1 protein-coding gene is annotated in these 771 nt (G+C 59.0%); it reads right to left on the bottom strand.

Annotation, left to right across the window (positions count from 1 at the left end; genetic code table 11):
- The coding region (locus ACUHMQ_RS20915; RefSeq protein WP_445297368.1) for a replication endonuclease at positions 1-670 on the bottom strand (670 nt) is incomplete at its 3' end.
- Between the last annotated feature and the right edge of the window lie 101 nt (positions 671-771).

Below are 771 nucleotides of genomic sequence, written 5' to 3'. Positions count from 1 at the left end.
TGGCGACGCTGCTTTGCTGCATATCGAACAACGAGACTTCATCGCCTTCGTTGCTGGTGGCTAGCGCATGGCGTAGGGCTTCGGTCTGGTCTTTCCATTTGGTTTGCAGCAGGGAGAGGGTTTGTTGTGAGACATAGGTATCGGCCCCCCGGCGTACTTGGCCCGCGCTGATGCGGCCTTGTTCCAAGGTTTGCAGGTGGCGGCGCACCAGATTGCGTTTCCATACCCTGCCGTCTTCCAGGCGTTTACCAATCCCTTCCATGGTCACGCCCTGTCTGCCAGCCTGCGGCAGGCGGACGTCAAAGCGTGGGGCGATCATGGCGGCGGTGTCTTCAGGCGATAGCCACGTATGCAGCTTATCGCACAGGGCTGCGCCGTCTTCACCCAGGCGGCACACGTCAATCAACGGGATGGACGGGTGGCCGAGGTATTTATCCAGCCGCTCGGACAAGTTGATGAGATCCACTGAGCCCGCAGGTTGTTGTAACCAGTGGCTGACGCGCTGACCCAGCGCATCATGGTCTTCATGGCGTGCGGCCTCCCATTCACGTTCGGGGATGCTGCGTAGCTGATGCTTGCGTTCACGACGGGCTGACTTGCGTAGGCTGGGCGCACAGTTGGCAGCCAGCCATTCGGCGTCGGTTTCTACGTGGTAAGCAACAGTTTCCATCGGTTTCTTTGGGCAAGCCGACCCCCTTACGGCCTGTTGAGGTCGTTTAAAAAGGGTGACGTCGGTGGGTTAAATCAGCAGTGAACTACTCGACAGCCAGT

This window comes from Chitinimonas violaceus, from assembly GCF_052601015.1.
Note: the sequence above shows the minus strand (reverse complement) of the source record. Positions and strands in the feature narration are given on the sequence as shown.